This is a genomic window from Algoriphagus sp. (assembly GCF_030694375.1).
In the GTDB taxonomy this organism is placed as follows: domain Bacteria; phylum Bacteroidota; class Bacteroidia; order Cytophagales; family Cyclobacteriaceae; genus Algoriphagus.
The window spans coordinates 40,339-67,249 of record NZ_JAUXYL010000051.1 but is presented as its reverse complement, the minus strand read 5'-3'; the positions used below and the strand labels follow the sequence as shown (position 1 = coordinate 67,249).

Below are 26,911 nucleotides of genomic sequence, written 5' to 3'. Positions count from 1 at the left end.
ATAAACCTCAATCGGTAATGCATCTCTTTGCCAAAAGCAATGGTTCTTATTTGTCAAACTGACTTGATACATTTCGAGCGTTTTTAAATCCTCTTTTCTGAGTTTTTGAAGAAATTGATGTCCTGTAAACTTCAGAAAACTCGTATGAGGCGATTCTTTTCCATTCATTTCCAGCATTTCCCAAATCAGGTGGATGTGATTTGGCATAATTACAAATCCGTAAATGTTAATTAGTCCTTTTAGTTTTAGGAATTTCAAACTGGAAGTAATTATTTCCTTGAATGAATCCTTTCTTAATAGTGGGAGCCAATTATGAATAGTGGATGTGAAGAAGTAGACCTTTTCTAATTCCATAGCGAAAAAAGTTATAGTTTAAAATTAATCTCAATTACGCGAGTGGGGACACTCACGTGGGCGAACAATTCAGCCGCAGTGAGTGTCCTAACTCACTGATTTTCCGAATATAAAGATTTGATTGATTTTAACCATTAAGAGCATTCAGGATATTAAGTTGAAGGAACAGGCCTCATGGAAGCTGGCAAGCACAAATTTTGATTTCAAGGAGTTCTTAATTTTCTTAATTCCTTAATGGTTAATGAAAATTCAACTAAAAAGTAACTTTAATGTGAGAGGGACAACCCATCTGGGCGAGAAAAATGAAGTTTGCTATTCAATGTCATTCTTGCTAAAGTGTGTGACCCCCACAATTTCAGATTCTCCTAATTCCGATTCCAATAAATCTTCAGATTCTTGGTGGATCTGCCGGATGCGATGAGTTCTGGTTTCCCGTCTCCATCGAGATCCGCCGCCTGCAAATCCTCGCAGGCCATTCCATTTTTGTCAATCCAAAACTCCTCGAATTCGCTGAATGAACCATTTTTTGGTACAAAAAGCTTCACTCCAAATTCTCCAGCTTCATTGGGCAAGCGCCAACCCACGGCAATCTGATCCAATCCGAGACCCAAAAAATCGGCAACAGCCAGAGCGTGGCCGTCTTTGAGTTGGGAGTGCAGGACAGTTCTTTTTACGTTTTCAGAATTGAGATTATCGCCAAATCCCTCGTAAGCTACCAGCGTCGTGCCATGCATGGGTTCGACCGTAGCCAAAAAAGGGGCTTGGTTGGCACCACTTCCCAATCGGAGTTCCCCCACGCTTGGGCTGCTTGGAAGTCCTATTTTCTCCGAATTCCAATTCGATCTGGATTGAGATAAAAGCTTGACACCTTCTTTTCCTCCTAAAAGGATCAAATTATCACTGTCAAAACCGATCACGTCCAAATTATGGGTCAGATGCATGCTGTCATCGATTACAACTATTTTCCACTCATCTGATGGGTTTTCAGGCAACTCGTAAGCTATCACTTTTACTCCTGCACCTTCCCCATTGGCATTGCCTCTGCCATGCAGGGGGACTACGATCAGATGAGCTTTATTGCCATTTTTTACCCAGCGCATGCGATGAGTGGTGGGTTCATGGTGAAGTTGCTTGGAAGTCCACTTTTGGGTGGGGTCTTCGGGGCGAATGAGGTAAAAGACCGCGCCGGACTTTTCAGTATCTGAGGTTTCTCCGGGATTCCACTGCGCCCCAACGGCAATTTCTACTTTGCCGTCGCCATCCATGTCCCGTGCCGCAATACAGACATTATCGGATTGGGTGAGATTCTCCGCTAGCACAAACTTCTTCCAATCGCCATTTCGATACCAAACAAATTGCTTTTTGTCGGCTAAAATGATGTCTACTTTCCCGTCCCCATCCACATCTCCGATTGCCAATCCATAGCCGATCGCTACTTCGGAGTCTAGGATCTGTTCTTCAAAAATTGGAGCTTTTGCTGTCTGATAGGCCAAAGACAAGAAGATAATGAGAGTGAAAAACATAGTTTTTTGGTCTGTTACTAGTTAAATATAAGGAATTTAGGAGCAAAATCGGGGGGGATGATAATTCTTGAAATCGAAAAAATAGCGGACACAAGACCTATGTAAGTATAGTGACTTTGACCGATAGCGAACAAAAATGTTCGGACTTAGACGACTCAAAGATCAAAAATGAGCGATAAGAAAGTCAATTTTATTTTTTATCGAATGAATATCAATTGCTTTTTTAATGCTAAAAATGCCTGTCTGCCAGCTATTTTAGTCTCGACCGACTTATAATCATCCCTTAGTTTGATGGCTATTTTATGCTCGATTTCATGGCATAAAACTGGATTTAAGGTACTATTCCATGTTATCCATTAATCAACTTAGTCATGCTAAAGAACATCTTCAAAACAGCCTTAAGAAGTTTTAGGAAGAATTTGTCCATTTCTCTGATTAACGTGATCGGACTTGGTGTGGGATTGGCGACTTGTATTCTGTTGCTTTTGTATATCTGGGATGAAAGTGGTTTTGACAAGCATCACAAGGATTTGGATAATCTCTATCGTGTCGCTATCAATTTTCCGGAGGGCAATTCTGCTGCCTCCCCTGCACCCATGGCTTTAGCCCTGAAGGCTGAGTTTCCTGAGATCTTGCAGACTGCCAGATTGCTGAAATATCCCATGTTGGAGACCATGATTCTCAATTACGAAGGAGAAGAGGGCTTAAGGATTTTCAATGAGAGCAATGGATATTATGTGGATTCTACATTTTTTGATGTGTTGACTTATGAGTTTGTTTCCGGGAATCCTCAAAAGGTGCTTTCTGAAAACAATACCATGGTTATTTCCGAAACTTTGGCTTTGAAAGTATTTGGTAATCAAAGCCCTATCAATGAAGTCATTACTATAGGCCTACCGGAAGGAAGTTTCGATTACACGGTAAAAGGTGTTTTTAAGGATTCTCCAAAATCACACATTAGAGCCAATTTCTTTCTTTCTATCACCAATTCCGACATTGGAAATTGGGTTAGCAGTGAGACTTCCTGGCCAAACAACAATATGTTTCATACCTATATCAAGGTACAGGAAGGTAAAACCTTGGAGGAAGTTGAAACCAAGTTGAAGGCTTTTTACCAAGACAAACTGAAAGAATCCGCTTCAGTGGGAATATCGCTTTCTCTCTTTTTGCAGCCTGTAAAGGATATTTATCTCAGCTCTGATCTAGGATATGAGGTGGATACCAATGGCAACCTTCGAAACCTTTTTGTATTTGGGTCAATCGGGTTTTTTGTGCTGTTGATTGCATGTATCAATTTCATGAACCTTTCTACTGCCCGATCTGAAAAAAGGGCAAAGGAGGTCGGCGTGAGAAAAGTAATAGGCGCGGGAAGAGGTGAATTAGTAAAACAATTCATGGGCGAATCCCTCCTAATGAGCGTCTTTGCATTGCTATTGGCTTTTCTACTATTGCAACTTCTGCTGCCTATTTTCAATAATGTTACTGAAAAATCACTCGGCCTGTTTGGCAACCCTTTATTGTTTCCGATAATTTTTGGACTGACGCTGATTACCGGACTTATGGCAGGAATTTATCCAGCTTTTTATTTATCCGGGTTTCGCCCTGTTGCAATATTAAAAGGAAGCAGAACCAATGGCTTTGCTGCAGTATCCATCAGAAAGGGTTTGGTAGTTTTCCAATTTGTAATTTCGGTTGCACTGATTGCTATGGCCTTCATCATTCAAGGGCAGATGAGTTTTTTGACCGATAGCAACCTTGGGTTTGACAAGGAACAGCAGCTAGTTGTCCCTCTACAAAGTGAAGAAGCAAGGGCAAATTATTCCGTATTCAAATCCCAATTGGAAAGTCAACAAGGCATTCGCATGGTAAGTGGTGGATCTTCATATCCCGGCTTGAAAGTTCTTCAGGATTGGTTGCTCTATCCGGAAGGAAAAACAGTTGATGATGTGGTTGATGTGTATATCAACAGGGTTTCCAACGATTTCTTTGAGGTTTTGGACCTTGAAATCTTGGCCGGAAGAGGATATTCTGAAGATTTTACAGAAAACAGCAGCAGATTGGTAGTGAATGAGACCACTGCCAAAGCTTTTGGATTTGGTGTAGAAGAGGCTATTGGAAAAAAGCTGATCATGGAATGGCAGGGCCAAAAGAATAGCTGGGAAATTATAGGTGTAGTAAAAGATTTTCATTTTGAAAGTCTCCACAAAAACATCAAGCCTTTGGCTTTTCCATTCACAAGTCAACCGCCATTTCTGGTGGCGAAATTTGAATCAGAACGGACAGCTGATTTGATTTCTTTTGTGGAAAAAGCATGGAAATCTTTCAATCCCGCCACACCATTTGCTTATTCTTTTTTAGATCAGGATTTCCAAAGAAACTATCAAACTGAAAAGCGAACTTCCACCATCATTCTATATTTCACAGTGATTGCCATATTAATTTCCTGCATTGGACTGTTTGGATTGGCAGCATTTACAGCAGAACAGAAAATCAAGGAAATCGGTATCAGAAAAGTATTGGGCGCTACCACATGGGATATCACCACCTTGGTATCCAAAGAATTCTTGATGCTGGTTTTAATCGCAATTCTGATCGCTGCGCCATTGGGATATTTTTCCGCAGAAAAATGGCTGGAGAATTTTGCCTATAAAATCGATCTCAGCATCTGGATTTTTGTAACGGCTGGATTGGTTGCTGTTTTGATTGCTTTTGGTACCGTCAGTTTTCATGCGTTCAAAGCTGCTATGGCAAATCCTGTAAAATCTTTGAAATCAGAGTAAATGAGGAACTTTGTGTCTGACTTATCTGATCTAATAATCGACCGTCATCGGACAAAAATGTTCGGAGTATTCTGCTGAAAAAACTGTAAAGGGCCCAAATCGCTTGATTTTGGGCTTTTTTCATGGCACAAAAGTGGAAAAAGAGAGCGTGATCGAAAGTGCAATCATTCAAGGCCCTTTGATTTGAGCTAAACCAATAAATTAATTTTTCTTGCTATGTGGATCAATTATCTGAAAGTCGGATTCCGTAATCTTCTGAAACACAAATCCTACACCCTGATCAATTTGATCGGTTTGACTGTAGGAGTAGCCGTGACGATTTTGTTGTTTTTTTACGTGCAGTTTCACCTGAGTTTTGATTCTTTTCATCCTGAAAGCGAATCGCTTTATCGGATTCTGAGAGTTCAAAACGGAGACCAAGGCGAGGTTCGTTTCCCTTCTTTGCCATTGGCCCTTCAGCCAGTCATTGAGGAGAATATGGCCGATCAGGTTGATTACACCAATTTCGTCCCCAACAACTTTTTGGTAAAGAGAGCCAATGGCGACGGGTTCAATCAGTCTGTGACGATGGTCAGTTCCGACTTTTTTGAAATGTTCGGATACAAAATACTGAAAGGCGTCTATCCCAAAACAGCGGACGAGCGGGGAGGAATAGTGCTTTCTGAACTTGCCGCCGCCCGATTTTTTGGAGACGAAGATCCTGTCGGCAAAGAGTTGCAAGTGCGGATAACGGATGAATTGCTCAACTATTCAGTAGTCGGTATCATCGAAAATGCCCCCGCAAATTCCAGTCTCAGCTATGAAATCCTCATGCATGATTCCAATCTGGAAATCCAATTTCCGGAAAATATGCGTACGCATTGGTACATGTCTTTTGGGGATGGGTATGCGAAGTTTAAAAATGGGATGACTCCTGAGACTTTTGAAAAACAAACCAAGGACTTTATTGCCAGAACTTTTCAGGATCAACAGGAAGCTGCAAACTATGGCTTCGGAACTCAGTCCATGACCGATATTCATTTAAACCCTGAGATCCCAACGGGAATAGCAGCTGTAGTCAATCCTCGAATTTTATGGATTTTGGCCGGAATCGCAGGTTTGATCATCCTGATCGCCTGCATCAACTTCACCACGATGGCGATTGGCAATTCAGCAAGCCGAGCCAAAGAAGTTGGCGTAAGAAAAAGTATGGGTGCAGGCGCGGGACAGCTTTTCGGTCAATTTATGGCCGAGTCTGTGATTCTCACTGTGCTCTCTTTGGGTTTGGGGCTTTTGTTGGCAGGACTTCTTTTGCCTGTTTTCAATTCCCTGATGCAAACACAACTCTCTTTGAATTTTTCATTGGACCAGGTGATGATATTGCTGGTGATTGGTCTGGTCATTGCATTTTTGGCAGGGGCGTATCCTTCCCTATTTCTTGCTTCGTTTCGCCCTGTTCAAGTTTTGAAGTCAGGCCTCAGTCTCAAATTTGGGAAGCAAAATCTTCGTATGAGCATGCTGGCATTTCAGTTTTTCATATCCATGATGCTGATTACCTGTACCCTGGTGATGGTGCGGCAGATGAAGACTGTGGAGAATTATGATTTAGGTGCTGCCAAGGATGACATCATTCAAGTGATGGTGCCACCTCCTGCCGCACAGGGACTTTTGGATCAGATTGACAAAAGTTTTTCCTATGCGCAACCCTTCAAAAATGAGCTGAGAAAATTCCCGGAAGTTTCCAATGTGGCAATGGCTACCGCAATGTATGGGGATAATGCTTGGTTTTCGGTGGGTTTCAGAGAGCCGGGCAAAGACTCCGGGATTGACTTCCATCTCAATATTGTGGATGAAGATTATGTGGATTTCTTTGAACTGGAAGTTTTGGAAGGCCGAAATTTCTCCCTTGCCACTCCATCAGATCAGAGTAATGCATTTATTCTAAATGAATCAATGAAAAAAGCCTTGGCTTGGGATGAAGTATTTGGGAAAAGTTTGCAGAGTGAGCGTCCATTTGGAGAAAACAGGGCAGTGGGAGTGGTAAAAGATTTTCACTACGAGAGCCTTTTTCAGCCCGTTGAGCCGGCAATTTTGGTCATGAAGCCGGAAAATTTCTTTCAGGGAATGAGAAATCTGACCATGGAAGATCAGATGATCGCCAAGGTCTATATCAAAGTAAAAGCTGAAGACAAACAGGCCTTTATCTCCAAAATAGAGAAAGTATGGAAGGATCTTTACGGTTCTGACCCGTTTAGTTATTCATTTGTAGAGGACCAGATTGCTGCGGAATATGTTCAGGCGAACAGTTTGAGTTCCTTGGTGACTTTGGCATCTATCGTAGCCTTGATTATTGCAGGAATGGGACTTTTTGCCATGGCTTCTTTGGCAATTTCATCCCGGTTGAAGGAAATCGGAATCCGTCGGGTAATGGGTGCCACCACGACAGAGATTTCCCTGCTTTTCAATAAGCAGTTTATCCGGATTACGCTGATTGGGGTCGCAATTTCCATCCCGGCAAGCTACTACTTAATGAGTCTTTGGCTGGAGGATTTTGCTGTCAAGACCAGCATCGGCGTGGGAGTCTTTCTCCTTTCACTGCTGGTGGGAGTACTATTCTCTGTTGCGATCGTGAGTTTTGAGACGGTTAAATCTGCTTGGGTTAATCCTACGAAGCTTTTAAGGAGTGAGTAGGCAAGGAGCAAGAGACAAGAAACAAGATTTCGGAGTTGGGATTTCGGAATCAATAACCAATAACTAACAACTAATAACCCTTAAGCTTTTTAACCCAAATCTTCGAATCTTCCAATTTTGAAATTTTCCAATCTTTAAATACTCTGAAAATGATCAAAAACTACCTCAAAATCGCCTGGAGAAACCTTATCAGAAAAAAAGGATTTGCTTTGATCAATATTTTTGGATTGGCTGTGGGTATGGCAGCATCAGTTCTGATTATGGTTTGGATTCATTTTGAATTTTCTGTTGACAGTTCTTACGAAAAGTCTGATCGGATCTATGCCGTCTGGCGCACGAATGTGAATCAAGAAAATGTATTGAGTTGGGACTATACACCAACACCCTATGCTCCTGCGCTGAAAGAGCAATATCCTGAGGTAGAAGCAGTGACACATGTTACGGAATGGGATCCAATGGTCTTGGCGGTAGGAGAGAAAAGTTTCTACGAGCAAGTCTCGTTTGTTGATCCCGGCTTTTTTGAGATGTTCAGTTTCCAAGTTATGGAGGGGGATCCCATAGAGGCTTTGAAATCTCCGGATAATATCGTGTTGACCAAATCGGTTGCCAAAAAGCTGTTTGGAGAAGATTCTCCAATTGGAAAATCAGTCAAAGTTGAGTCTCAATTAGATTTTGAGGTTAAGGCTGTGATAGAAGATTTACCCCAAAACACTGATTTTCGGTTCACGGCTTTTCTTCCCTTCAAAAAGATGGAAGTAATGGGCTGGGCGGGAGATTTTTGGGGAAACAATAACTGCCGGACTTTTGCGATGCTGGCACCTGGAACCGATTTGACCACATTCAATGAGAAATTCAAAGATTTCTCTCTTCGAAATGCAGATATCAAAAACACGAGTGATTTTCTGTTTCCGATATCTTATCTTCATCTAAAGAGCGAATTTGAAAATGGAAAATCGGTTGGTGGAAGAATAGATCTGATCCGGATGTTTGGTCTGGTAGGAATTGTCATCCTGCTGATCGCTTGCGTCAATTTTGTCAACCTCAGCACGGCTCAAAGTGAAAAACGAGCCAAAGAGGTAGGCATCCGAAAAGTTTCCGGTGCTGACCGGAGCATGCTGATTGCTCAATTTCTCGCTGAATCTGTTTTGATTTCTGTGGCAGCATATGTCTTGGCTTTGTTGATGATCACCCTGACTTTTCCGGGATTCAATCAATTGATCGGTAAGGAACTGAGTTTGCCTTATAATCAACCCTATTTTTGGTTTTTTTCTCTTGGATATGTATTGCTGACGGGTAGCCTCGCAGGAGCTTATCCTGCATTTCTACTGAGTTCGTTCAGACCTGCAATGGTTTTAAAGTCCCACATGAGTTTCACAAAAACTTGGTTTAAACCAAGAGAAGCTTTGGTAGTTTTCCAGTTTACCATCGTGGCGGTCTTGATTGCCAGTACCTGGATCATTCGAAATCAAATGCAATTTGTCCAAACCCGAGACTTTGGGTTGAATACCGAAAACTTGATTTACCACCAAATGACGGGATCACTGAAGACAAACTTTTCAGCGCTGCGCGGCGAAGTAGAAGCCTTGCCAGGAGTGATATCGATTTCCAGTACTTTTTCTCCTTTCACCGAACAATACAGCGACACTAATATGATGAAATGGCAGGGAAAAGATGATGCATTCATGCCTACAATCCAACGGATGGGAGCAGATGCCCATGTGGTGAGAACCGCCGGATTGGAACTCATTGCAGGTCGTGATATCGATGTTTATACCAATCCTGCAGATAGTTCTTCAGTTTTGATTAATGAAACTGCTTTGGGATTTATGGGATTTGAAAATCCTATCGGAGAGATCATCAAAGACGGCGATGCGGAATATCATGTTATCGGCGTGGTCAAGGATTTTATCATCGATTCTCCATTTGGTAAGCCGGGCGGGATCCTGATTTTTGGGCCTCAGATCGAGCAGAACTTTATCCATATCCGCCTTTCTGAAGCCGATTTACCAGAAACGATAGCTCAATTAGAGGCGATTTTTAAGAAATTCAATCCCGGTTCGCCATTCGGATATACTTTTGCCGATGAGGTCCACGCCCGAAAATTTGCAGATCAACAGCAAGTCAAGTCGCTAACTACCGTGTTCTCTGTACTGGCAATCTTGATTTCCTGTTTGGGGCTGTTTGGTTTGGCAGCATTTATTGCAGAGCAGCGCAGCAAAGAGATTTCTGTAAGAAAAGTGCTAGGAGCTTCCGTGAAGGGATTGGTGCTTTTACTTTCCGGAGAATTTACCAAACTGGTGCTGATCGCCATGCTGATCGGTGTGCCCATTACTTGGTATGCCATGAGCGAATGGTTGGCAGGATTTGACTATCGGATTGAGCTAGATTGGAAGGTGTTCTTCGGGACAGCTCTTCTTGCGTTGTTGATTGCATTTCTAACAGTTAGCTCTCAAGCTATCAAAGCTGCCATGGTGAATCCGGCGAAGACACTGAAAAGCGAGTGAAGGAAAGTATCTAGTATCAAGACATCAGTATCAAGATTTTAGAAGCAAGAAGCTAGAGAAAGATAGCATGAGACAAGAATTTACGAATTACGAAATATGATTTACGAGGGCTTGAATAGATTTTGGCCCTTGACCAAAGGAAACCTTACAATTTTACCTCCTAACCGCTTTCCAATTCTAAAACTTTCAATCCGCGACGACGGATAAGTATTCCCAATTAGAAACCATGCTCAAAAACTATATCAAAATCGCCTGGAGAAATTTGCTCAAAAGTAAAGTTTTCTCTTTAGTCAATATGGGGGGATTGGCTCTTGGACTAACCTGCTGTATTCTGATCCTTTTGTATGTGAAAGATGAATTGTCTTTTGACAGATTTCAGGAAAATGGAAATGATCTCTATCGCATCAAAGTTACCATGGTTTCACCGAATGATTCAATGACTATTGCTAGTACCAATTCGATACATGGTTCCACTTTTAAGGAAGAAATTCCTGAAATCCGGGAGATTGTTCGGACTCAATCTCAGCCATTTGTCATCAAGAAAGGAGATGAATTACTTAATGCCACTGTGCTTTTTGCAGATCCTTGGTTCTTCGAGATTTTTTCATTGCCCTTGATCCATGGTAATCCCAAAACTGTCTTTTCCGACATCGGCTCAATTGTTCTGACAAAAGAAATGGCTGAAAACTATTTCGGTACCAGTGATGCCCTCGGCAAAGTGGTAGAACTTAAGGTCAATGATCAGTTTGAGTCATTTGTGGTAACCGGAGTTGTCAACACTATTCCGCAAAACTCCACCTTGCAATTTGATAGTATGATATCATTTGCCTGGCAAGAGGCACAAGGATGGACCTCCGACGAATGGTTGGGCTTTTACCTGAATACTTTTGTGTTGCTTTATCCGGACGCAGATCCGAATCAGGTTGGAGCAAAAATGACTCGAATTTTTGAAGGTAATGTGGCAGAAGAACTTGCCAATGCTCCCAGATTTGACCAAAAAGTGAGTTTCAGTTTACAGGCATTTCTTGATATTCATATGGATACCGGGCTGGATAGTGATCGGAATGGAATTACACGAACCAGCAATCCGATTTATTCCTACATTCTGGGTGGTATCGGGTTTTTTATCCTATTCATAGCCTGCATCAATTTTGTTAACCTTGCAGTTGCACGTTCCTTGAAACGGGCTAAAGAGATCGGGATCCGTAAGGTTATCGGAGGTCACAGAGGTCAGTTGATCTTTCAGTTTTTGACTGAATCATTCCTGATCACCTTGATAGCGTTTTTAATGGCACTTGTGCTTTGCCAGTTTGTGCTACCTGTATTCAATGTGCTTTCAGATAAGCAATTGTCATTGAGTTATCTAATGGATTTTGAGCTCATAGTAGCCTTTTTCGGTTTATTGATTGTGACTGGATTGGTAGCTGGATTTTATCCTGCATTGGTTCTTTCTGGTTTTGACCCTTATGAAACGATACAAAAAAGGGCTAAGCTTTTTAAACAAAACTTCTTAACCAAAGGCCTTGTAGTCTTCCAATTCACGCTTTCGATTTGCTTGGTGGTAGGTACAATTTTGATTTTCTCCCAATTCAATTTTTTGACATCCCTTGATTTGGGCTATGAGGACAAAGGCGTGATGAAGGTGAATGGATTTCGGGGAAATGCTGCTGCGCTAGATGCTGTCAAACAGGAGCTTCAAACTATGGCAGAAGTATCGTCTGTAGGTGCTTATAATGGCAACTATAACGGAACTTTGGCAAAAGTCAATAATGAAAATATTGAGTTTGGCTATATCGGGGTGGATGACAATTTCTTAAGTACCCTTGAGATCGAATTGGTCGAGGGGCGAAACTTTTCCTCCGCATTCAGCACAGATCCAGATGAATCCATCATTGTCAATGAGGCATTTTTGAAGCAGGTAGGTTGGGCAAGCGGAGAAGGTCAAGAGGTAGATTTTGACTGGAAAAACAAGAAAATGAAAGTGATTGGGGTGATCAGAGATTACCATTTTGCATCATTGAAGGAAAAAATCAGCCCCTTGGTGCTTACACAGGATCCACAATATCAGTTGGAGTCGCTTTTCATCAAGCTTAATGATGGGTATTCAGCAGAGACAATTAAAAAGATTGAATCGGTGTTTCGCACTCATGTTCCTTTTATGCCATTTGATTACAGTTTTGAAGAAGAAAGCAATCTGAAGCGCTATGAACGCGAAGCTAAATGGAAACAAATGATCACTGCGGGGGCATCGCTCTCCATCTTTGTCTCCTGCATAGGCCTGTTTGGACTGGCCGCTTTCAATGCTGAATCACGAGAAAAGGAGGTGGGTGTTCGCAAAGTGATGGGCGCATCGGTAAACAGTATCGTGAGGATGCTATCCTTGGATTTTGTTCTGCTGATCTTATTTGCCATGGTGTTAGCCATACCGATAGCCTATTTTTCAGGCACGATTTGGCTTAAGGAATTCGCCTACAAAGTGGAAATAGAATGGTGGTATTTCGGTATTGCCGGAGTCTTTGCCCTTGTCGTCGCAATCCTAACAGTGGGAATTGAGTCTTTCAAAGCAGCAATTAAGAATCCCGTAGAAACTCTTAAAAATGAGTAGCTGAAAGTGTCGAGTCTTATCTAGAGCCAAGATGAAAGTATCAAGGCAAGAAGTGAAACAAGGTGCAAGTATCTGGTGTCAAGACAGGAAACCGAAGTCGGACGACCGGAGAAGGACAACTCCCCATAGTCTACAGATTTCATTTTGAAAACGAATCTTCTTAAAAGGGTATAGAGGTGATTTTAGTAAAGGCTGGAGGTTTGATTTTAGTTACAAGACGTTAGACACAAGACAATAGAAAATTAGGTGATTGGTTACTTCAATGGTAAAATGTAAGAGTGGAATTTCGACCGGATCCATCAAGGATTGATACTCCGGTTCTTAAATGAAATTTAAAAAAATAGACTGCGGGAATTGAGGTTTAACAGGGTTAAAATTCTTGGGATGGCGGGTCAAGGAGACAATCACATTAAAAGCAGTGCCTACAGGGATCTAAACAATCCGCCCGTAATCGAACAAAAATGTCCGAGCTAACTAGCAGAAATTCTTAAAAAGTCCATTTAGAGTGGTCAATCCGCCTTTTTTAATGGCACAATAGTAGGTAAATAAATAAATAGAACCGAATAACTCCAACATTATGAATCTTCTGAAAACAACCTTCGTAATTACGCTCCTTGTTTTTCTTTCGCTGCAACTCACTGCTTTTGCAGCTGAGTTTAGAGTGGATCCCTACCTCACTAAGAAATTTACTCTCAATGGAGCCGGTAATCTCCATGTAGAAACCTCAGGATCTGCTTTCTCCGTCACTGGAGCAAGTGGCAATAGCGTCGTGGTGGACATGTATGTGAAACTGGACGGGAAAGAAATGGAGACAGAAAATGCCGCAGTAAAAAAGGAACTTGAAAACTATACCATCAATATCAGCCAAAGCGGCAATACTATTTCGCTGATTGTAAAAAGGAAAAATCACAGCATGCGAAGCAAAATTAACCTGTCCTTTAAAATCCAAGTGCCCAAAGAAATGTCTTCCAAATTTCAATCCAGTGGGGGGTCAATTGCGATAGCTGGACTGAAAGGGAATCAAGATATTGCGACGAGCGGTGGAAGTATCACCGTACTCAACAGTGAAGGGAATCTCAAAACCCGAAGTTCAGGGGGATCATTTCGAGTTGAAAACTTCATAGGTGGGGTAGAGGTGCAGACCAGTGGAGGTTCCACCAAAGTCGATGGACTTACCGGAGATTTGATAGTGGGAAGTTCGGGTGGAAGCGTAAATCTCGCAGCTATCAGAGGTAGTATCAATGTAAATTCCAGTGGAGGATCTATCAAAGCGGAGCTCTCCAGCGTCGAAAAATCACTGAGTATGAAGTCCAGCGGAGGCAGTATTACTGCAATCGTCCCCAAAGGATTGGGTATGAATCTAGACTTAAGTGGCGGAAGGGTAAACTCCTCGCTTTCAAATTTTGATGGAGAAATCAAAAAAGACCGGATTTTAGGCAAGATCAACGGAGGAGGGATTCCGGTGACAATGCATAGCTCCGGGGGCAGTATCAACCTCGAGTTTAATTGAAGGGACAAGATGCTAGATTCAAGAGCCAAGACTCAAGACACAAGATCTGATATTTTCAAATAACTAATAACAAATAACTTAATAACATTTACCCAATACCCTTCCAAACCCCCATGCTCAAAAACTACTTCAAAATCGCCTGGCGCTCACTTTCCCGAAGCAAATGGGTTGGGGCGATCAATATTTTGGGTCTGACTATCGGGATGACAGCAGCGTTGCTGCTTTTTTTGGTAGTATCATCCGAACTCAGTTTTGATAAGTTTCAAAGTAAATACGAGCAGGTCTATCGCATCTACACGCAGGATAAAACTCAAGATGGGTTGGAGTACACGCCGGGGGTGGCCAATCCATTTCCCGATGCACTGATGAGCGAAAAGCTCGGCTTCGAAAAGGTGGTACCGGTGATCGTCCACCATCAGGTGCAAGTCAATGTCCAACGAGACGGTAATTCCCAAACTCCCGAGAAACACCTCGCGGAAGACCTGTTTTTTTCTACTGCCGAATTCAAAGACCTGTTTGATTTGGAATTTATTTCAGGAAGTGAAAAAGCCCTAGATGAGCCCGATCAAGTCGTTTTGAAGCAAACTGCAGCCGAGCAATACTTTGGTAAATGGGAAAATGCCTTAGGTAAATCGATTGAATTGACCAACGGAATTTCACTTTTGGTAGGAGGTGTGGTGACTGACATTCCAGCCAACAGCAATTTTTATTTTGACCTGCTCGTATCGTATGTGACCATTCGGTCTCACCAGGATATTTTTGGATATGATCTCAAAGAGTGGGGGAGTACGGGGAGCAATTTCCAGGTCTATGTCTTGACTGATTCAAATGCCGATCTGACCATGCTGCAAAGGCAATTGGATGGATTTTCTAAAAAGCACTTTGAAGGCAGAGGGACCTCAATCAAATCCCACAGGTTGCAGCCGCTAAGCGAAATTCACTTCAATGCTGATTTGGAACCGCTGAGTGGCAGGACTGTTCGGAAGTCCACGATTCAAACTTTGGTCCTTGTTGGTCTATTCATTCTGGTCATGGCATCCATCAACTTTATAAATCTGACCACTTCCCTGGCTATAGGGAAAAGCAAGGAGATCGGCGTCCGCAAAGTGATGGGAAGTTCAAGGGCTCAGCTGATTATCCAATCCTTGGGAGAGACATTTCTTTCTGTGCTGATTTCGGCAGGTTTGGCCTTGATTTTGGCTAATCTGTTGTTGCCATTTTTGGACAAAATTGCTGATGTACCGGCTGAGGTCAATTTATTTCAGCCAGTGATGGCAGGATTTATAATTCTGCTTTTACTAGTCCTCACACTTCTTTCAGGTTTTTATCCTGCACTGATTATTTCGGGATTTAAACCCATTCAGGCATTGAAAAACAAGTTTCAGGGAGCAGAAATTGGCGGTGTTTCCGTTCGAAGAGGGTTGGTCGTCCTTCAGTTTGCGATCGCACAAATCCTCATGATCGGTACTTTGATCGCTGTGCGGCAGATGAACCTCGTTCAGGAAACTGATTTGGGATTCAATAAGGAAGCAGTCTATTACATGGAAGTGCCAAGTGATTCAAAGGAAAACCAAAGAATAGAGACTTTCAAGCAAGAATTGCTTCGGATTCCCGGTGTGATGACTGCGAGCATGCATTCGGATGTGCCTTCCTCAGACAACAACTCCGCTACAAACTTTTATTACGATCAGAAAAGCGAGGATATCCCTTTTCCCGCATTTCTCAAGTTCGCAGATGAAGACTATTTCATCCTCTACGAAATGGATTTTGTAGCGGGAACCGGATATCCAGCAAGTGACACCGTCCGAAATGTGGTGATCAATGAAACCATGGCTAAAAAACTTATGATTCCTTCCGCTGATGAAGCCATTGGAAAATTAATACGCTTGGGAAGTGGGCAATGGGTACCCATTACCGGAGTGGTCAGGGACTTTACGGTAAATTCCCTCCGAGAGGAAATAAAGCAACTGGTAATTACAAGTAGGAATTCCCAATACCGTCAAGTGGCAGTTCGCCTTGGCAAATCTGCCGGTCAGGCAACGCTAACTTCAATTCGGGAGCAATTTGAGTTGGTCTATCCGGAACAGATCTTAACAGCGACTTTCCTGGATGAATCGATTGCGCGATTTTATGAATCAGAACAGAAGCTCGCCTTGGTGTATAAGCTTTTTGCAGGTTTGGCACTGCTGATTTCCTGCATTGGGTTATATGGATTGGTGTCTTTTATGATCGGTCAGAAGGTAAAGGAAATCGGTATCCGTAAAGTGCTTGGAGCATCCGTTGGACAAATCACCTACCTGCTTTCCCGTGAATTTATCATCATGGTCTTTGTTGCCTTCGGGATAGCAATTCCCTTGGCGTATTTCATGATGAAAGACTGGCTGGAAACCTTTGCCTATAAAACCGAATTGTCCGCCGGTTTATTCCTACTGGTAATGTTTGCTTCGCTGGTTCTGACTATCCTTACTGTCGGTTCAAAAGCAATTCGGGCAGCTATAGCCAATCCGGTGGATAGCTTGAAGGATGAGTGATTTTAAAGTATCAAGTATCAAGACATAAGTATCAAGAAATGAGATGAAACGACAAGCAAATTTCGGAATTGGGATTTCGGAATCAATAACTAATAACTAATAACCTCCTGACTTCCCAACCTCCCAACCTCCTGACTTCCCAACCTCCTAACTTCCCAACCCCATGTTCAAAAACTACTTTAAAATCGCCATTAGGAACTTGACTAAGAACAAGCTTCATACAGGAATCAACCTAATAGGCTTGTCTTTGGGTCTGGGAGTCAGCATCCTGATTTTCTTTTTTGTACAATTTGAATTGAGTTTTGATGATTTCCATCAAGAGAGCGAACTGATTTATCGTGTTCAGCGCCATGAAAGGATTGATGGAGAAATAAATGATTCCTACTCTGTTCCAATAATTACTGCCCCCGCGTTGGTGGATGAATTCCCTCAAATCACTCATGTCACCCGCGTGATTGGGGGATCTGCACAAGCCTATTTGGATGAGTCGACAACCCAAAGTCAAAGCTATTTGATGGTTGGTCCTGATTTCTTCAAAATATTCGATTTTGAGCTAATCCAAGGAGATAAAGAGCAAGTGTTGACTGACAAATTTGGTGTAGTTATCACTGAAAAAGTAGCACAAAAATACTTTGCTGATGCAAATCCGATCGGGAAAAGTATCCGAATTCGAATGGGGGATAACTTTGAGGAGTACCAAGTGGTAGGCTTGTTGAAAAATCCACCTGCCAATTCCAGTATTCAGTTTGAAATGCTCATGAATGATCAAAACATGGACTTTTCAATTGGAAAGGAAATGCAAAATTCCTGGTACAATGTGTTTGGTGAAACCTATGTGAAAGTAACTAGACCGGATGTCAAATGGGAAATTGAGTCCGGAATTGATCCGATGATGAAGAAAGTTTTGGGTGAAAATTACGTAAAAGGAGACTACTTTTTTTCTTTGCATGCCATTACCACAATGCATATTTCGGATAATCCAAAAAATGGTATGGTGGAGACCACACGTCCCGATTTGCTTTTGATATTGGCAGGAATAGCTTTTTTGATTCTTCTAATAGCCTGTATAAATTTTACTACAATGGCAATTGGCAGGTCCACGACAAGAGCCAAAGAAGTCGGTGTACGCAAAACTATGGGCGCGGAATTCAGCCAGTTGGTTCTTCAGTTTCTGACCGAAGCCTTTCTGATTACTATCTCCGCAGCATTAGTGGGATTGCTTCTCGCTGAAGTTCTTCTTCCGACTTTCAATGACCTTTTTGAAAAGAAACTGGAACTCGTATATGGACCTATTCAACTTGGAATTTTAATCAGTTTGATACTGGTAATCACGGGATTGGCAGGAGCTTATCCAGCGTTTTTTATATCAAGTCTTCGTCCGATTAAAGTTTTGAAAGGAAATCTTTCGGTACGCTTTGGGAAGCAGGCCTTAAGAAAGGGACTGGTAGCATTTCAGTTCTTTATTTCCTTTTTATTGATTGCAACTACCCTGATTATGGTGAATCAAATGAGCGCCATTCGGGAATATGATCTTGGATTTGATCAGGAAATGGTAGTCTTGGTGGATATTCCCGATGTACCAAGCACCAGTTTTGTAAAGTCAATTTCGGAAGGGTTTCAGCAGGCAGAGAAGTTTAGACAGGCGCTGACAGGACGAATAGAAGTGAGTTCTGCAGCACTTACGATATCCATTTATGGAGATAATGCATTTTGGAATGCTGGTTTTCCGCTGGAGGATGGAAAGCAATTTAATTTCCGGGTAAACTTTGTGGGAGGAGATTACATCAAGACTTTGGGACTTGAAATAGTGGAAGGAAGAGACTTTTTAGTTGAACCTGGAGCAGATAGTAGCGCAATTTTGATCAATGAGAAATTTGCACAAGCGATGAACTGGACCGATGCCACAGCTCAAATGCTTCCGAACACAGATTTTAGTCCCCATCAAATTGTGGGAGTGGTCAAGGATTTTCACCACTCCTCTCTTTATCAGGAAATCGAACCGGTAATGTTGGCTAAAAGTCCTATGACTGTGTTCAGCGGAATCACAAATTTGAGCATTAGCTCGTCCACAAATCCAAAAGTGATGGTAAAGGGTACTGGGACGGATTTTGAAGCTTTCCGGTCCATGTTGGAGCAGGAGTGGGGGAAAGTTTTTCCATCTGAGGCTTTTAGTTTCAGTTTTATGGATGAAGCAGTGGAGGCTCAGTATCGAGCCGATGAAAGGCTCGGGAAAATGGTCTTTTTGGCAGCTGGAATTGCAATTCTGATCGCCGCGATGGGCTTGCTGGCAATGGCAGCTTTGAGTATCGCCGGTCGAACCAAAGAAATCGGAATCCGAAAAGTACTTGGTGCTTCGAGCCTGAGTATTTCTTGGATGTTCAATAAAGAGTTTCTGTTTATTACGCTTGCAGGAGTGCTGATTGCATTACCGTTAAGCTGGTATCTGATGCAAGATTGGATTGCTCAATTTGCTGTCCGAGAATGGCCATCATGGATAAGTTTCATTGTTTTGGCACTTGCTGGGATTGGATTTACACTGGCTATCGTCTCTGCTCAAGCATTCCGTGCAACTCAGATGAACCCTGTCACAACCCTGAAAGATGAGTAGTTGGGAAGTAGCAAGTATCAAGAAATTAGAAGCAAGAAGCGAGATACAAGAAGCGAGACAAGATTTTCGATTTGTGAAATACGATTTACCAGGGCTAAGATAGAGTTTGGATTTTGACCAAAGGAAACCCTACAACTTTACCAACTGACCACTTTCCAACCTCCCAAGTTCATAACCCCATGTTCAAAAACTACTTTAAAATCGCCTGGAGAAATCTGGTTAACCAAAAGCTAAATAGCTGGTTATACATCTGCGGGCTTGCTATCGCACTGATGTGTGTGCTGTTTATTGGAATTTATGTCCAGGATGAGCAAGGATACGATCAGTTTTTTGAAGGTTCTGAATATGTTTATCGAGTGAATATCGACGGGAAAATGGGGCCTGAAGAGTTCGTGGGAGGAACCACTCCACCTCCAGTTGGAAAAGCCTTGGTTGACAATTTTCCAGAAATCGAGGAGTTTACTAGAGTCTATAAATTGGCACCAGAAAATGTGAGTTATTCATCCGGAGGCGATAAAAAGGTCTTTTCAGAAACTAATCTGTATTCGGTTGATTCCAATTTTTTAAATTTCTTTCCATATCAAATTATAAGTGGAAATTTCAAAACAGGACTATCCGATCCCTATTCCATTGTATTGACGGAGACTATCGCACAGAAATATTTTGGAGATGAAGAACCTATTGGAAAAGAACTTCAATTAGATGAATGGAGCAAACCTTTTAACGTAACAGCAGTGCTTGCTGACCTTCCTTCAAATTCCTCCCTGCAATTTGATCTATTAATTCCCAATAGCGCCAATCCTGTGATTGAGCGCTTTGAATGGAGCTGGGTTTGGCTTCAGATGACCACTTTTGTAAAACTCAATCCTGAGTCCGCAAACCCAGAATCGGTAAGAAAGATTGAAGAAAAACTTCCCTCGATAGTGAAACTTTTGGCAGCTGGAGCTTTTGAACGAATAGGGAAACCTTTCGATGAATTTCTTGCCAATGGTGGTCGATGGAATTTGCAGCTTCAACCATTGGAGGAAGTACATTTAGGTTCTAGCGATATTTTCAGTGCGCATATTTCACATGGTAATCCGACTATTGTAAAGACATTCTTATTCATAGGTTGGTTGATTTTGGCCATGGCCTGTATCAATTGTATGAACTTGACTACTGCCAATGCTCTTCGAAGATCCAAGGAGGTAGGAATAAAGAAGGTTTTGGGATCCTCCAGAATGACATTGTCTGTTCAGTTTTTAATCGAATCAGGCCTATTTAGCCTAATGGCTATGGTAATCGGCACCTTTCTGTTTTATGGTTTTCTTCCTGCTTTTAATCAATTGACAGGTAAAGCTTTTCACATCAATGACTTTACCAACTGGAATTACTTCCTAACCATTTCCGCTTTATGGGTTTTGACCACCCTATGCTCTGGGCTTTATCCAGCGTTCTATCTGAGTAGTTTTGCTCCGATGTCCATTTTCAGGAAAAATGCTCAGGCAGGAAGTTTTTTTAGCGAGCAATTCACCAGAAATGGATTGGTGGTATTTCAGTTTGCGATTTCAACTGCATTGATCATTTCATCTCTGGTTATTTATAAGCAACTACGCTATACCCAGGAAATGAATATGGGATTTGATCGGGAACAGGTACTGCTTCTAAGCCAAGTGGAAAAATTGGGAAAATCTGATGAATCACTGTTGGAAGAATTGCGTGGACTTTCCGGCGTAAAGTCGGTGAGTCTGTCCACCGGTGTTCCTTCCAAATATTCTTTCGGTGATTTTTATATACCCGAACCGTCTGATAAATCTCCGGATGTAATCAAAGACATTGCTTTGGGATCTTTTCAAGTGGATGATTATTTTATCAAGACACTTGGTTTCGAGTTGCTCTATGGAAGATCTTTTTCAGAGGATTTTAATGATTCGACTTCCGTTGTTCTAAATGAAACTGCGGTTAAACAGATCGGTTGGACACCAGAGAATGCTGTTGGAAATCATATCGTCTATCCAGGCAATCGAAATCAACGCTTTGAGGTGATCGGGGTAATCCGGGATTTCAACAATGAATCGCTTCATTCTCCAATCATGCCATTTGCTTTTTTTCATTTTTCATCAAAGACCTTCTACCCAAGGCAGCTGTATGTTTCACTCAGACTCCATGAAGGAAATGCGGCCAATACCTATGAATCAGTAGCTTCCCGATGGAATGAACTCAGTTCGGAAGTTCCGCTGCAAATGAGTTTTCTAAATGATGAAATTGATGCACTCTATCGTGAGGATAAGAAAGCGGGTGTCACATTCGGCGTCTTTACCCTGCTCTCGGTTTTGATTGGGTGTATTGGGCTATTTGGATTGATTGCGGCTACTACTGCAAGAAGGATAAAGGAGTTAGGGGTTCGAAAAGTAATGGGTGCCACAACGCTACAATTGGCACAATTGCTTTCTTGGGATTTTATCAAACTGGTGCTTTTAGCAATTCTGCTGGCCTCTCCTGTGGCATATTGGGCAATGGAAACTTGGCTGGAAAATTTCGCCTATCAGACAGAGATTTCATGGTGGATTTTCATTGTGGCAGGTCTAGTTTCTTTGGCAATTGCTTGGTTTACAGTTAGTTTACAAGTCATGAAGTCAGCATTGGCTAACCCAAGTGGCAGCCTGAGAAGCGAGTAATTGGAAGTATCATTTATTTAGTATCAAATATCAAGTCAAAGAAACAAGAGATTTCGAGGCCATTTGAACATTGAACATTGAACCACCAACAATTCAACTAATAGTCAATTAACTGATTCAACAAAAAACCATGCTCAAAAACTACTTCACTATCGCCTGGAGGAATTTGACTCGAAATAGACTCCGAACTGCCATTCATATCCTTGGACTTTCCCTGGGTATTTCGATTTGCTTTTTGATCTTCAATGTGGTCTGGCATGCCAACAGTTTTGACCGCTTTCACCCAGATCGAGATCAGATTTTTCGGATAAATACCCTGACGGAATATACAGGAGGAGCAAGTTATCCCAACTCCGGGACGCCGGGTCCGCTAGGGGAAGTGATCGATTCAGAGGTCTCCGGTATAATATCAAAAGGAAGGCTAAACACACTTTACCAAATTTTGGTGGTGGTTTCGGAGGGAAATAGAGTCATGGGTAGAACTGGCGAGGCTACTTATGCAGACCCTGGATTTTTTAAAATTTTCCCCAGAAAATGGCTTGCAGGAAATCCTGCCAATGCACTTGAAAACCCAAACTCCGTAGTAATTACTCAAAGCAATTTGCAAAAGTATTTCCCGGGAGTCGAACCGATAGATGCGCTGGGGAAAGAAATAATCTGGATCGATAGAGATACCATCCGAACTCAACTGACCGGGGTGGTGGAGGATTATACCGAAAACACAGATTTCATTTTCAAGAACTTTATATCTTTTTCTACCATCCAAACCGAGGAGCAAAAAGAATGGTATGGCCTTCATAGTTGGGGAAATGTCAATTCCAGTTCGCAGCTTTTCATCAAGGCTGAACCTCTCATTTCGGCCGAAATGCTTAAAGAGTCTCTTAATACAGTTTCTGAAAAGCATTACGAAAAAGATCAGGAAAGCAAGACAAGTTTTACAGCTGAGCCTTTATCAGAAATACATTTCGGTCAAAATTATATTGATTCCTCAGTGTCTAAAGTATTTCTCAATGGACTCATCTATATTGGATTGATTATCTTGGCTTTGGCTACACTTAATTTCATTAATCTTGAAACAGCTCAAGCCATAAGCCGCGCCAAGGAAGTTGGAATCCGAAAAACGCTTGGGGGAAGAAGGGTAGAGCTAATTTTACAATTCTTGACCGAAACGTACCTTCTGGTAATCTTAGCAACCGGTGTAGGATTGGTATTTGTGGAGTTTCTGCGTACCCTTTTTATATCTTATTTGCCGGACGGATTTGCTATGGATTTCTTCGCCATTCAAAATGTCGTTTTCTATCTGGTCTTTCCAATACTTCTTTCAATAGTATCCGGGATTTATCCATCGATGATCCTCTCTGGATATGATCCTCAGCGAGCGCTGAAAGGGGAGAAATTGGCACATCAAGGTTTTTCCTTCGGGGTATTTCTTCGAAAAAATCTGACTGTTCTGCAGTTCTCTTCTTCCATTGCTTTCATCATTTTGGTTTTGGTGCTCAATTATCAAATCAGGTTTGTATCCAGTCAGCCCTTAGGATTTGATAAAGGCGCCATCATGTACAGCAGTCTACCATTTATGTCCGATCCGGATAAGATGGTGCAGCTGCAAGATCGTCTCAATCTAAATTCAGCTGTCAAAGGTTCAAGTTTGAGTGGTAGTCTCGTGTCGTCCACAAGCCTTTGGACATCGGATTCCTACATTCCTGTTGACACTACAGAGAAGCAGCTTTATGTGCAAGTGATGAATGTAGATTCAGCATTTATAAGTGTGAATGGAATACCGCTGTTGGCAGGGAAAAGCCAATTGATCCAGACTGATGAGATTTTGGTGAACAAAAACTTTCTGAAAGAAGCAGGAATAACAGATCCGGAAGAAGGATTAAACCTTGAAATAAGATTCGGTGGAGGGCAAAAGAAGATTGTAGGTGTTTTTGATAATTTTCACTCTAGAACATTACGGGAAGAAATTCAACCCATGATCATGACGACCAATCCAAAATTTTTCCAGTCAGTGACGGTCAAACTTGCGTCTGGTCAAAACCTTGCCGCTGCAAAACAGGAGCTTGAGACCATTTACAAGAGTATTTATCCTTATGAAACTGCTGAATTTAAGTTTTTGGATGAGCAAATCGCGCAATTCTATGCCGAAGATCTGCGGATAAGAAATGTGCTTGGTGCCGCTTGCGTGTTGGCTATTTTGATTTCAATTATGGGATTGTTTGCGCTTTCTTCTCATACGATCGCACAGCGATCCAAGGAAATCAGCATCCGTAAAGTCCTCGGCGCTTCCTTGGCACAGATTCTAGGGTTGATTTCCAAAGAGTATTTCTTACTGGTAGGAATGTCCTTTTTGCTGGCCGTTTTTCCGGCATATTACTTTCTCAGAGATTGGCTTGATGGATTTGAGTATCGGGTCGAGATGCCTTATTTCCTTTTTGTTCTTTCGGGTCTTGGCGTCATGTTGATTTGCCTTCTGATCGTGGGGCTTCATTCCTACATCGCTGCTCAAACCAATCCGGCAAAGGTGTTGAAGGATGAGTAGCACTGAGCAATGTTCAATTTTCTATGATCAATTTTTAGGGATACAAAAATGAAGTAGGTAGTTGCAGTGAGTATTTTCAGTGGTCAGTCTCACTGGTCAGTAGGTAAAGTTTAAGTTGAATCTCCTGAAACATCGGTCATCGGTCACCTGACATCGGTCACCTTTAACCTTTCTCATTTTATCCTTCTGACTTAGTCTTCGATTCCACGATTCGGCGGCCCCAAAATCTCCAATCAAATAACCCACAAGGATTTTGAAACAAAAACCGTTGAAAAGTCAATTTGTCCAATAGATTTGTAGAAGACTCGATTCTAAACTTAAAAAGGATATGGCAATTCGGTTTTGGAAAAGGATAACTTTCCTTTGTATTGTTTTTTCACCTAGCCTTCATTCCCTTGCTCAAGATACTGATCAAGGTTTTACTCCACTTTTTAATGGCAAAAATCTGGATGGCTGGGTCGGGAACAAAGAATCCTATAAAGCCAAAGACGGCATGATCGTCATCGAACCCAAAGGTGGGGGAGGAGGTAACCTTTTTACCGAAAAGGAATACGGAGACTTCATCCTTCGATTTGAATTTCAACTCACGCCCGGAGCGAATAATGGACTTGGTATTCACGCCCCTTTGGAAGGGGATGCCGCCTATGTTGGCAAGGAAATTCAGATTTTGGACAGCGAGCATCCCAAGTATTCGACGCTACAGGAATACCAATACCATGGTTCGGTGTATGGCGTAATTGCTGCAAAGCGAGGCTTTCTAAAGCAAGTCGGGGAATGGAATCAACAGGAGGTAATCGTTCAGCATCCAAAAATCAAAGTAATTCTAAATGGAGAAACCATCTTGGAAGGTGACTATTTAGAAGCGAGTAGAAATGGGACATTAGACAAAAAAGACCATCCGGGACTGAAAAGAAGCAGCGGCCATATAGGTTTTCTTGGTCATGGAGATGTAGTCCGATTTCGAAATATTGCCATCAAAGAATTATAGAAAAAGCTGGATGCTTCGACTTCGCTCAGCACAAGCGACTGATGACGGAAGACCGAAGAAACAAAATTTTTATCCTTATTTGGCTGGAATCTATTTGTAATGAAACTGAAAAAAATAACCCAAGAACCTAATGAACAAGAATTTTCAAATCATTGATCGGAGAGACTTTCTGAAAAAGTCCGCACTGGGTGCGGCAGGAGTAGTTTTAGCTCCATCACTTTTAGCGCAAGCCAAAGCGAATGGTCGCCTTAGAACCGCCCATATAGGATTGGGAGGAATGGGAATGGAAGATCTCCGTGCCATTGCCTCTCATGAACTAGTCGATGTAGTTGCGCTCTGTGATGTGGACAGCAATGCGCTCAGCAATGCTACTGCACTCTATCCCAATGCTAAAACCTATGCGGATTACCGACTGCTTCTATCAGAAATGAAGGATCAGATCGATGCCGTAATCGTGTCTACACCAGATCATACCCATGCTCCGGCATCGCTTATGGCCATGGAAATGAACAAACCGGTGTATTGCCAAAAACCCCTGACTCACCATGTCTCAGAAGCACGTGCCATGCGAAAAATGGCTGAGGATAAAAATTTGGTGACCCAGATGGGGATTCAGGTACACTCTTTCTATGATTACAAACTGGCGACCTTGCTTATTCAGTCAGGGATCATAGGGAAAGTACATACTGTTCGTGCCTGGTCTCCTAAAAACTGGGGATTCGATGGTTCAAGTCCTCAGGGGAGCGATCCTATCCCGACAAATTTGAATTGGAACTTATGGTTAGGAACGGCTAAAAAGCGAAAATATAAAGAGGGCGTTTACCATCCCGGCAACTGGAGAAAATTACTTGATTACGGCTGCGGAACTTTGGGAGATATGGGCGTTCATATTTTTGACACACCATACAATGCCCTTCAACTTGATGTGCCAAGGACAATCGTAAACAATTGCCGCAAGCCAACGGGATTTGGTTTTCCGGAAAACAATGTGGTGACGTATGAATTTCCAGCTACTCCTTACACCGCTGAAACCTTGAAGTGGGTATGGTATGATGGACCTGGGGCACCGGCAAATCACGAAGACCTGAAACTCCCAAATGGCGACGCATTACCTGACCAAGGAGCGATGTTTATGGGTGAAAAAGGGAGATTGTTATTGCCTCACTTCCAACAACTTCCCCGCTTGATTGTGGATGGGAGATATGAAGTTTTTGATGTAGAACCATTCAAACTTGGTGCTCCTGTCAAGGATTACGCCGGTGAAAGTAAAAAGCATTACCATCAGTTTGTCGATGCGTGTCTTGGCAAAGATGAGTGCAGTGCACCATTTGAGTATTCTGCTCGATTGACAGAGACAATCCTGTTGGGAGTCATTGCTGGTCGTTTCCCGAATCAAACCTTGAACTGGGACAATGAAAAAGCGCTCTTCGCAGAGAAAAAAGCCAATAAGTATTTGGGAGGAAAGTATCGGAAGTTTTGAGTAAAAGTACGAAGTACCAAGTACCAAGTATCAAGTACTGACACTTGAAACTTGAACATTGACCATTGATCATTGGTCATTGTCTTCGTCCGCCAGCGAACAAAAATGTTCGACAAAGTAAATGGTGTAAATGCATAAAATAGCCTCAGGAGCGCATTC

At 42.2% G+C, this 26,911-nt stretch carries 12 protein-coding genes and 1 pseudogene; 11 read left to right on the top strand and 2 right to left on the bottom strand.

From position 1 onward, the window contains the following. Positions 1-207: pseudogene (locus tag Q8M62_RS21535) on the bottom strand (transposase); the annotation flags it as partial. 512 nt (positions 208-719) lie between these two features. After that, on the bottom strand, positions 720-1,877 hold the full coding sequence (locus Q8M62_RS21530; RefSeq protein WP_305668253.1) for an FG-GAP-like repeat-containing protein: 1,158 nt from the start codon (positions 1,875-1,877) through the stop codon (positions 720-722). Between the two features lie 371 nt (positions 1,878-2,248). On the opposite strand from Q8M62_RS21530, the gene Q8M62_RS21525 reads away from it, so the two are divergent. The 11 genes from Q8M62_RS21525 (at position 2,249) to Q8M62_RS21475 (ending at position 26,752) form a co-directional block, all read left to right on the top strand. After that, positions 2,249-4,657: an ABC transporter permease gene (locus tag Q8M62_RS21525; protein WP_305668252.1), complete on the top strand. Its 2,409-nt coding sequence runs from the start codon at positions 2,249-2,251 to the stop codon at positions 4,655-4,657. Between the two features lie 216 nt (positions 4,658-4,873). Further along, entirely contained in the window at positions 4,874-7,327 is a 2,454-nt protein-coding gene (locus Q8M62_RS21520) for an ABC transporter permease (protein WP_305668251.1), read from the top strand. Between the two features lie 149 nt (positions 7,328-7,476). Next, on the top strand, positions 7,477-9,831 hold the full coding sequence (locus Q8M62_RS21515) for an ABC transporter permease (protein WP_305668250.1): 2,355 nt from the start codon (positions 7,477-7,479) through the stop codon (positions 9,829-9,831). A 226-nt stretch (positions 9,832-10,057) separates the two neighbouring features. Further along, positions 10,058-12,436 carry an ABC transporter permease gene (locus Q8M62_RS21510; RefSeq protein ID WP_305668249.1) on the top strand — a complete coding sequence of 793 codons (2,379 nt, stop codon included), beginning with the start codon at positions 10,058-10,060 and terminating at the stop codon, positions 12,434-12,436. Between the two features lie 577 nt (positions 12,437-13,013). After that, positions 13,014-13,946 (top strand): DUF4097 family beta strand repeat-containing protein, encoded by a 933-nt coding sequence (locus Q8M62_RS21505; protein ID WP_304899561.1) that lies wholly within the window; start codon positions 13,014-13,016, stop codon positions 13,944-13,946. Between the two features lie 113 nt (positions 13,947-14,059). Then, entirely contained in the window at positions 14,060-16,477 is a 2,418-nt protein-coding gene (locus Q8M62_RS21500) for an ABC transporter permease (protein ID WP_304899560.1), read from the top strand. A 163-nt stretch (positions 16,478-16,640) separates the two neighbouring features. Then, positions 16,641-19,085: an FtsX-like permease family protein gene (locus Q8M62_RS21495; RefSeq protein ID WP_305668248.1), complete on the top strand. Its 2,445-nt coding sequence runs from the start codon at positions 16,641-16,643 to the stop codon at positions 19,083-19,085. Positions 19,086-19,264: 179 nt separating this feature from the next. Next, on the top strand, positions 19,265-21,742 hold the full coding sequence (locus Q8M62_RS21490; RefSeq protein WP_304899558.1) for an ABC transporter permease: 2,478 nt from the start codon (positions 19,265-19,267) through the stop codon (positions 21,740-21,742). A 130-nt stretch (positions 21,743-21,872) separates the two neighbouring features. Next, entirely contained in the window at positions 21,873-24,284 is a 2,412-nt protein-coding gene (locus tag Q8M62_RS21485) for an ABC transporter permease (protein ID WP_304899557.1), read from the top strand. 328 nt (positions 24,285-24,612) lie between these two features. Continuing rightward, positions 24,613-25,272, top strand: coding sequence for a DUF1080 domain-containing protein (locus Q8M62_RS21480; protein ID WP_304899556.1), 660 nt, complete (start codon positions 24,613-24,615; stop codon positions 25,270-25,272). Positions 25,273-25,402: 130 nt separating this feature from the next. Next, complete coding sequence (locus Q8M62_RS21475) at positions 25,403-26,752, top strand: Gfo/Idh/MocA family oxidoreductase (RefSeq protein ID WP_304899555.1); 1,350 nt, start codon at positions 25,403-25,405, stop codon at positions 26,750-26,752. Positions 26,753-26,911: the final 159 nt, after the last annotated feature.

Excerpts from the sequence above, each read along its gene's own strand:
- Q8M62_RS21530 (WP_305668253.1), bottom strand. The coding sequence starts at position 1,877 with ATGTTTTTCACTCTCATTATCTTCTTGTCTTTGGCCTATCAGACAGCA.
- Q8M62_RS21525 (WP_305668252.1), top strand. The coding sequence starts at position 2,249 with ATGCTAAAGAACATCTTCAAAACAGCCTTAAGAAGTTTTAGGAAGAAT.
- Q8M62_RS21520 (WP_305668251.1), top strand. The coding sequence starts at position 4,874 with ATGTGGATCAATTATCTGAAAGTCGGATTCCGTAATCTTCTGAAACAC.
- Q8M62_RS21515 (WP_305668250.1), top strand. The coding sequence starts at position 7,477 with ATGATCAAAAACTACCTCAAAATCGCCTGGAGAAACCTTATCAGAAAA.
- Q8M62_RS21510 (WP_305668249.1), top strand. The coding sequence starts at position 10,058 with ATGCTCAAAAACTATATCAAAATCGCCTGGAGAAATTTGCTCAAAAGT.
- Q8M62_RS21505 (WP_304899561.1), top strand. The coding sequence starts at position 13,014 with ATGAATCTTCTGAAAACAACCTTCGTAATTACGCTCCTTGTTTTTCTT.
- Q8M62_RS21500 (WP_304899560.1), top strand. The coding sequence starts at position 14,060 with ATGCTCAAAAACTACTTCAAAATCGCCTGGCGCTCACTTTCCCGAAGC.
- Q8M62_RS21495 (WP_305668248.1), top strand. The coding sequence starts at position 16,641 with ATGTTCAAAAACTACTTTAAAATCGCCATTAGGAACTTGACTAAGAAC.
- Q8M62_RS21490 (WP_304899558.1), top strand. The coding sequence starts at position 19,265 with ATGTTCAAAAACTACTTTAAAATCGCCTGGAGAAATCTGGTTAACCAA.
- Q8M62_RS21485 (WP_304899557.1), top strand. The coding sequence starts at position 21,873 with ATGCTCAAAAACTACTTCACTATCGCCTGGAGGAATTTGACTCGAAAT.
- Q8M62_RS21480 (WP_304899556.1), top strand. The coding sequence starts at position 24,613 with ATGGCAATTCGGTTTTGGAAAAGGATAACTTTCCTTTGTATTGTTTTT.
- Q8M62_RS21475 (WP_304899555.1), top strand. The coding sequence starts at position 25,403 with ATGAACAAGAATTTTCAAATCATTGATCGGAGAGACTTTCTGAAAAAG.